Consider the following 8014-nt stretch of genomic DNA (forward strand, 5'->3'; position numbering starts at 1 on the left):
CTTTTGGTGCCGAAAGCACTGCAGGCGGCGTTGAAACTCCTCGGGCTGACTGGCAAAGCGCTGTTGCACATAACCCTCATCGGCCAGCAGCATCAGCACCGGTGCTGTCACCCGTCGCCAGCTGGCCATGGCGTCCTCCACCCGGTACAGCGTTGGCGAGGGCACCCGATGCCACGGATCGCAGGCCATGGTCACCAGGCCATCGTCAACCACACAACTGACCGACCGTGACAGAAACCCGGCCCGCGCGGGCGTCAATCGTGGATTGGCCGCCATGAGGCGCTGCGCCAGTGCCTCATGGTTTGGGTAGGTTCGCAGCGCGGGCGTTTTAAAGACTTCGTCCAGCCAATGGCCTAGCGGCGTGGAGCCATCGGGATCGGTCGGGACCGGCAGACCCAGAAAATCCATCATCACCAGCCGAGACACCCGATCGGGCCTGAGCCCGGCATAGATGCTGGCGATGTTGCCACCCATGCTGTGTCCCACCAGGCACGCAGGCCCATCGCTGTAATGGGCCAGAATCGCGTGCAGGTCGGCGTAATAGTCTGGGAACCAATAGGGGTGTGACAGCCATTGTGATGCACCATAACCCCGCCAGTCCGGTGCGATCACCTGCCACGCCCCCTGCAGCGCGTCCACCAAAAACTGAAAGGTTGGTGACGAGTCCATCCAGCCATGCAGGAAGAACAGCTTGGGCGCATCGGCGGGCCCCCAGCGCCGCACACCGATACGCAGGCCACGCACCTGAATATGTTCCAGGGTCGATAAACGTTGAGGAGAATACATGGGCAAAATCAAGCGGTGGCGCTGATCGATGTTTGCAGGAAGGTGTACAGGGCCGGTTCATCACAAAAGATCACGTTGAACCGCATCCATGGGCTGGGTTGCAACTCGGCGTCAAACAGGTGGCCCGGACCCAGCAGAATGTCCTGCTCGACGGCTTTGTAAGCCAGTTCTGCGGAGTCGGCGATACCCGGGTGTCTGGCCCAGATGAAAATGCCCGCCTTGGGCTCGTTGAATAACTCAAAACCAAGTTGGAGGAGTTTGGAGGCGGTTGCACTATGGGCTTTGGCCAGTCGCTCGCGCAGGCCTTTGACATGTTTTCGCCAGCGTCCATCGATCAAGGCGCCATGCGCGAGTCGCTCGCTGAACTCGCTCGAGGTCAGTCCTGAGATCATCTTCAACTGCGCCAGATCTTCGAGTTGGTCCGGATTGGCCGCCAGGTAACCCACCCGAATGTTGGGGGAAATGGTTTTCGAGAAGCTGCTGATGTAGATCACCCGGTTCAGCTGATCCAGGCTGGCCAGTGACGGACGAGGCTCAGGGTCAAGATCGGCATAGATGTCGTTTTCCACCACCAGAAAATTGTATTTGTCGGCCAACTGCATGACCCGATGCAAATGCGATAGCTGGGCGACCGATCCGGTCGGGCTTTGGAGTCTGGGCTGTGTAAAGAACACCTTGGGGCTGTGTTCGATGATGAGTTTTTCGAGTGCCGACAGGTCGTAGCCTGCCGCCGTGCGCGGCACACCAACCAGCTGGGCACCGAGGAACCGCAACGAAAACAACAGGTTGGGGTAACCCGGGTCATCCACCAGCACGGCGTCACCAGGCCGCACCAAGCGGCGCGCCACCAGATCCATGGCCTGACTGGACCCTTGCGTCAGCAGCACCTGTTCCACGCCAACCGAGATTTCCTGCTCGGCCAGCAGGTCACGTACCAGTTGCCGCAAGGGCAGGTAACCCTTGGGTTCTCCATAACCACTCAGATCGACATCATCCGCCGCGAGACTGCGCAGGCCACGGCGCACGCCGTCCTGAAACAGCCAGTCGCCGGGCAGCCAGCCACAACCTGGTTTGAGGCGCAGGGCGCGGTTTTCGAAAATGCGGCGCAGGTACCACATCGAATCGAAACTGAAATTCGGACCGTGGCCGGGCAGTTCGGTCACTTTGTTGGGTCGCTGCTTCACAAAAAAGCCTGAATGTGGCCGCGAAGCGAAGTAACCCTGCGCCACCAGTCGGTCGTAAGCGTCGACCACCGTGAAGACACTCACGTTGTGGGCGTGGGCGAACTGGCGGATCGACGGCGCCTTGGAGCCCGCGCGCATGTCGCCGCCGTCGATTGCGGCGCGAAACCCGGTCACGATCTGTGTGACCAGTGGAACAGTGCTTTGGGGATGGAGGGTCAGCATGATGGCAGCGTCAGGTGTGAACTGTACAGGCCGCCGATGCGGCACAGTACATCCCTGAAAAAGACTGAACTGTATATGGTTGCATCGGTGCAACATCACTACAGTCACGCAACTTTGCCAAGCGGCCCCACTTTTTTCGGAGAAACACCCATGCTGACCAAGACCCAAAAAACCAACCAGGCCCTGATGGCCCGCCGGCGCGCCGCCATCCCGCGTGGCGTGGGACAAAGCCACGAGGTGTTCATTGCGCGCGGCGAGAATGCCGAAATCTGGGATGTGGAGGGTAAGCGCTACATTGACTTTGCCGGTGGCATCGCCGTGCTCAACACCGGCCACTGCCGCCCAGAAATTGTTGAAGCGGTTAAAGCGCAGATCGACAATTTCACGCACACCTGCTTTCAGGTGCTGGCCTACGAGTCGTATGTGGAACTGGCCGAGCGTATCAATGCACTGGCCCCGGGAAACTTTGCCAAAAAGACGCTGTTCTTGACCACCGGGGCAGAAGCGGTTGAAAACGCCATCAAGATTGCCCGCTCGTATACCAAACGCAGTGCCGTGATTGCCTTTACCAGCGGCTACCACGGCCGCACGCTGCTTACCTTGGGCCTGACCGGCAAGGTGGCACCCTACAAGCTGGGTTTTGGCCCCTTCCCCAGCGAGATCTTCCACGCCCAGTTCCCCAATGCGCTGCACGGTGTGAGCGTGGATGATTCGATCGCCTCGGTCGAGTCAATTTTCAAGAACGATGTGGAGGCCAGCCGGGTCGCGGCCATCATCGTCGAGCCAGTACAAGGCGAAGGTGGCTTTAACGTGGCTCCCACCGAGTTCTTGCAGCGCCTGCGCGCGTTGTGCGACCAGCACGGCATTCTGCTGATTGCCGATGAGATTCAGACCGGAGCGGGCCGTACCGGCACCTGGTTTGCCATGGAGCAAAGCGGTGTCGCCCCTGACATGATCACCATGGCCAAGTCGATGGCTGGCGGCTACCCGATCTCGGGTGTGGTCGGTCGCGCCGAAGTGATGGACGCCCCCGCCGCCGGCGGCCTGGGCGGCACCTACGCGGGCAGCCCGATGGCGTGCGCGGCGGCGCTGGCAGTGCTCGATGTGTTTGAAAAAGACAACTTGCTGACGCGCAGCAAAGCGCTGGGTGAACACCTGATGAGCCGCCTTAAAGCCATGGCGGGCAAAGACAAACGGATTGCCGAGGTGCGCGGTTTGGGTGCGATGGTGGCCATTGAATTGTGCAAAGGCGGTGACGTGCACCAACCTGATGCAGATCTGGCCAAGGCGCTGGCGGCTGAGGCCACCCAACGCGGACTGATCCTGCTGACCTGTGGCACCTACGGCAATGTGGTGCGTATCCTGGTGCCGCTGACGGCCAGCGATGCCATTGTGGACGAGGGTCTGGCAATTATCGAAGCCAGCCTTGCTGCGATCGCCTAACTGGCACACTATTTGCATGTAAAAACAGGCTCCAGCCCATATACACCATGCGCTGGTAGCTCTATTAGAAATAGCAAATAATGGCATCCAACGACCCCTTGGTGCGCTTTACCGGCGTGCAAAAAACCTATGACGGCCACACGCTGGTGGTGCGGGACCTGAACCTGAACATCCAGAGCGGCGAGTTCCTGTCCCTGCTTGGACCGTCGGGCTCAGGCAAAACCACCACCCTGATGATGTTGGCCGGGTTTGAGTCGCCCACCTCGGGCGAGATTTTTCTGGCAGGCAAGCCCATTACCAAGACGCCACCGCACAAGCGCAACTTTGGCATGGTGTTCCAGAACTATGCGCTGTTTCCGCACATGACCATTGCCGACAACGTGGCCTACCCCCTGTCAGTGCGCAAAGTAGCCAAACCCGAGCGCGAGGCGCGGGTAAAAAAGGCGCTCGACATGGTGCACCTGGGCGGCAAGGGCGATCGTTTTCCGGGTCAGCTCTCAGGCGGCCAGCAGCAGCGCGTGGCGCTGGCGCGTGCACTGGTGTTCAATCCGCAACTCGTGCTGATGGACGAACCGCTGGGCGCGCTGGACAAGCAGCTGCGCGAACACATGCAGATCGAGCTTAAAGAGCTGCATCGCAAGCTGGGACTGACCTTTGTCTATGTGACACATGACCAGTCCGAGGCGCTCACCATGTCCGACCGGGTGGCGGTGTTCAACGACGGGCTGATCCAGCAGATTGACGTGGTGACCCAGCTGTACGAAACCCCGGTGAACCGCTTTGTTGCCGGCTTTGTCGGCGACAACACCGTTTTTGACGGCCAGGTGAGCGCGACCGCCGATGGTTCCTGCACGGTGCAGTTGCCGTGCGGCAGTGTGGTAAGCGGTGTGAACGTGAACCAGGCCACGGGCAACAGTCCGGTCAAAGCCTGCATCCGCCCCGAGCGCATTCATGCCCACTTTGCCACCGACCGGCCCTCTGCCAATTGCCTGCAGGCCAGCGTCGATGATGTGATTTATTTTGGTGACCACCTGAGACTGCGCTGCAAAGTCGAGCGTCAGGCGGAAGCCACCGTGAAGATTGCGCTGACCAGCCAGACCGTGCCGCAAACGGGCGACCAGGTCTGGCTGCACTTACCCCCCGAGCATTTGCGTGTCTATCTGTGACCCGCTTGCAATTTCCTGTCCCTGTTATTTTTACCCCCTAAAAACTAGGAGCCTCTTCAATGAAACTAACCCCCATCGTGGCCGCTTGCGCCCTGTTCACCTCGTATGCCGCGACGGCAGCCGACCTCACTGTGGTCAACTTCGGCGGTGCCAACGGCAATGCCCAGAAAGTCGCCTACTTTGGCCCCTATGAAAAGGCGACGGGTAACAAGGTCGTTGGCGTCGAATACAACGGCGAGCAAGCCAAGATCAAGGCCATGGTTGAGGCCAAAAAAGTGACCTGGGATGTGGTCGAAGTTGAAAGCCCTGACGTCACCCGTGGCTGCGACGAGGGCCTGTTCGAGAAGCTGGACTACAGCAAGATCGGCAACAAGGCCGACTTTCAGCCCGCTGCCATTCACGAGTGCGGCATCGGCACCTTTGTCTGGTCCACTGTGATGGCCTACAACGGCGACAAGCTCAAGACCGCGCCCACCACCTGGGCTGACTTTTGGGACGTGAAAAAATTCCCTGGCAAGCGCGCGCTGCGCAAGGGTGCCCGTTACAACGTTGAATTTGCCCTGATGGCTGACGGCGTGCCGGTGGCCGACGTGTACAAGGTTTTGATGACCAAAGACGGCGCTGACCGTGCGTTCAAAAAGCTTACCGAACTCAAGCCCAACATCCAGTGGTGGGAAGCCGGTGCACAGCCACCGCAGTTCCTCGTGGCGGGTGACGTGGTCATGACCACCGCTTACAACGGCCGCATCGACGCCGCCCAGCGCGAGGGTAAAAACCTCAAGATCACCTGGACCGGTGGCATTTATGACCTCGACTACTGGGTCATGCCCAAGGGCACGCCCAACAAGGACGCAGCTCTGAAGTTCATCGCCCTGGCCAGCAGTGCCGACGCGCAGGCCGAGTACGCCAAGAACATCTCGTATGGCCCGACCAACACCAAGGCGCTTGCCAAGCTCGATGCCAAGGTGTTGGGCCAGTTGCCCACTTCGCCAGCCAATGCCAAGACGGCGCTGCAGTTCAACGTGAGTTTCTGGGCCGATCAGGGCGAAGCGCTGGAAAAGCGTTTTGCGGCCTGGGCTGCGCAATAAGCGGCGCCAGCGGCTGACAGGAGAGATGGCATGAAAGCCCCCGTCTTTAGTGGTGTGGTTGGCGAATTGCCGGGCCAGTTGCGGCGTTCGCAGCGCCGCAAGAAGACGTTTGCCATCTCCCTGACCCTGCCTCTGCTGATTTTTTTGTTGGCGACGTTCATCGTGCCGATTGGTGCATTGCTGATTCGCGCGGTGGAAAACGCCGAGGTGGCAGGCACCCTGCGCCACACGGTGGAGGCGCTGGACAAGTGGGACCGCACCTCGGCCCCACCTGATCAGGCCTACGCGGCGCTGATCACCGATTTGTCGGCCATCACCGAGCAGGCCGATGCTGGCAATCTGGCACGGCGTCTCAACAGCGAGATCAGCGGTGCACGTTCGCTGATCATGAGCACTTACCGTGCCTTGCCGTTTGAGGCCAACCTGTCACCCGCCCAGGTCAAGGCCAAGGTACTCGAACTTGACCCGCGTTGGGCCGAACCCGGTTTCTGGCAGGCCATTGAAAAAAATGGCTCGCGCTGGACACCCGACTACTTGCTGACCTCGGTCGATCTGAAGCGCGATATACATGGCGACATTGTGAAAGTGGACGCCGATGCCGCGGCATTTTTCAAGATATTGCTGCGCACCTTCAGCATCAGTGCCACGGTGACGATTTTTTGCCTGCTGCTGGGTTACCCATTGGCGTATTGGCTGTCGACCTTGACGCCACGGCAGGCCAACATTCTGATGATTCTGGTGCTGGTGCCGTTCTGGACCTCGATTCTGGTGCGCTCGGCGGCGTGGATCGTGCTGCTTCAATCCAATGGGCTGGTGAACCGCTCGCTGCTTGAGCTGGGTTTCATCAGCGAGCCACTGCCGCTACTGTTTAACCGTTTGGGCGTGGTGATTGCCATGGTGCACATCCTGCTGCCCTTCATGATCTTGCCGTTGTACAGCGTGATGAAGTCGGTGCCCGCGAGCTATCTGCGCGCCGCGGTGTCGCTGGGGTCTTCACCGCTGGCGGCGTTCTTCCGGGTGTATGTGCCACAAACCTGGCCGGGCGTGGGTGCCGGCGGCTTGCTGGTGTTTATTTTGAGTATTGGCTATTACGTCACGCCGGCGCTGCTGGGCGGCGCTGACGATCAGATGCTGAGTTACTACATCGCGCAGTACACCAATGTGAACGTGAACTGGGGCATGGCCTGTGCCCTGGGGGCAGTGCTGCTGTCCGCCACTCTGGTGTTGTACGCGGTGTACCGCCGCGTCGTCAAATCTGAACTGAGCCTGGGGTAAACCGATGTCTTTACCTGCCCGCCCCATCTTCCCGGCGTATGCCACTCTGCTGGACAAAATAGGCTGGTATGCCCTGCGCGGCGTGGGGGTGCTGGTGCTGCTGTTCTTGCTGCTGCCGATTCTGGTCATCATGCCGCTGTCGTTCAGTTCCAGCTCGTTTTTGTCGTATCCGATGCCGGGCTGGTCGCTGCAGTGGTACGACAACCTGTTCTCCAGCGAAGAATGGGCGCGTGCCACGCGCAACAGCTTCATCGTCGCGCCGCTGGCGACCGTTCTGGCCACCGTGCTGGGCACCATGGCCGCGGTGGGGCTGGCACGGGTCAACTTTTGGGGCAAAGGCGCGCTGATGAGCCTGCTGATTGCGCCGATGGTGGTGCCGATTGTGGTGGTCGGGGTGAGCACCTATCTGTTTTTTGCCAAGCTGGGGCTCAATGACAGTTATCTGGGGCTGGTGCTGGTGCACGCGGCGCTCGGTGCGCCTTTTGTGCTGACCACCGTGCTGGCAACCTTGCAGAGTTTCAACGAGAACCTGATCCGTGCGTCCTTGAGCCTGGGGGCCGGGCATCTCGAGACGTTCTTTCGCGTCACGCTGCCGATCATTGCGCCGGGTGTCATTTCGGGTGCCTTGTTTGCCTTTGCCACGTCATTTGACGAGGTGGTGGTGACCTTGTTCATTGCCGGGCCGCAGCAGGTGACGCTGCCCCGCCAGATGTTCACCGGCATTCGGGAAAACATCAACCCGACCATCGCGGCGGTGGCCACGCTGCTGATCATTTTTACCACGGCGTTGATGCTGGGATTGGAGTGGTTAAGAGGGAGACGGCGCTGATCTTCCCCCACTCCCCCCAAC

General features: G+C 60.1%; 7 protein-coding genes. 5 read left to right on the forward strand and 2 right to left on the reverse strand.

Going from position 1 to position 8014, the window contains the following annotated elements:
* Both KBF66_RS17890 and KBF66_RS17895 read right to left on the reverse strand, forming a co-directional pair.
* Positions 1-786, reverse strand: a 786-nt coding sequence (locus tag KBF66_RS17890; protein ID WP_296660661.1) for an alpha/beta fold hydrolase, incomplete at its 3' end; no start/stop codon positions are given.
* Between the two features lie 8 nt (positions 787-794).
* Positions 795-2192, reverse strand: coding sequence for a PLP-dependent aminotransferase family protein (locus KBF66_RS17895; RefSeq protein ID WP_296660664.1), 1398 nt, complete (start codon positions 2190-2192; stop codon positions 795-797).
* Positions 2193-2342: 150 nt separating this feature from the next.
* Between KBF66_RS17895 and gabT the strand changes: the two genes are divergently transcribed.
* From gabT to KBF66_RS17920, 5 genes are all read left to right on the forward strand, one after another.
* Complete coding sequence (gene gabT, locus KBF66_RS17900; protein ID WP_296660667.1) at positions 2343-3635, forward strand: 4-aminobutyrate--2-oxoglutarate transaminase; 1293 nt, start codon at positions 2343-2345, stop codon at positions 3633-3635.
* 80 nt (positions 3636-3715) lie between these two features.
* Positions 3716-4801, forward strand: a complete 1086-nt coding sequence (locus KBF66_RS17905) for an ABC transporter ATP-binding protein (RefSeq protein WP_296660670.1) — start codon at positions 3716-3718, stop codon at positions 4799-4801.
* Between the two features lie 59 nt (positions 4802-4860).
* Entirely contained in the window at positions 4861-5889 is a 1029-nt protein-coding gene (locus KBF66_RS17910; RefSeq protein ID WP_296660674.1) for an ABC transporter substrate-binding protein, read from the forward strand.
* Between the two features lie 30 nt (positions 5890-5919).
* Positions 5920-7164: an ABC transporter permease gene (locus KBF66_RS17915; protein WP_296660679.1), complete on the forward strand. Its 1245-nt coding sequence runs from the start codon at positions 5920-5922 to the stop codon at positions 7162-7164.
* A 4-nt stretch (positions 7165-7168) separates the two neighbouring features.
* Positions 7169-7993: an ABC transporter permease gene (locus tag KBF66_RS17920; RefSeq protein WP_296660684.1), complete on the forward strand. Its 825-nt coding sequence runs from the start codon at positions 7169-7171 to the stop codon at positions 7991-7993.
* Positions 7994-8014: the final 21 nt, after the last annotated feature.

The sequence above is a fragment of the Rhodoferax sp. genome, from assembly GCF_018063565.1.
Classification (GTDB): domain Bacteria; phylum Pseudomonadota; class Gammaproteobacteria; order Burkholderiales; family Burkholderiaceae_C; genus Rhodoferax.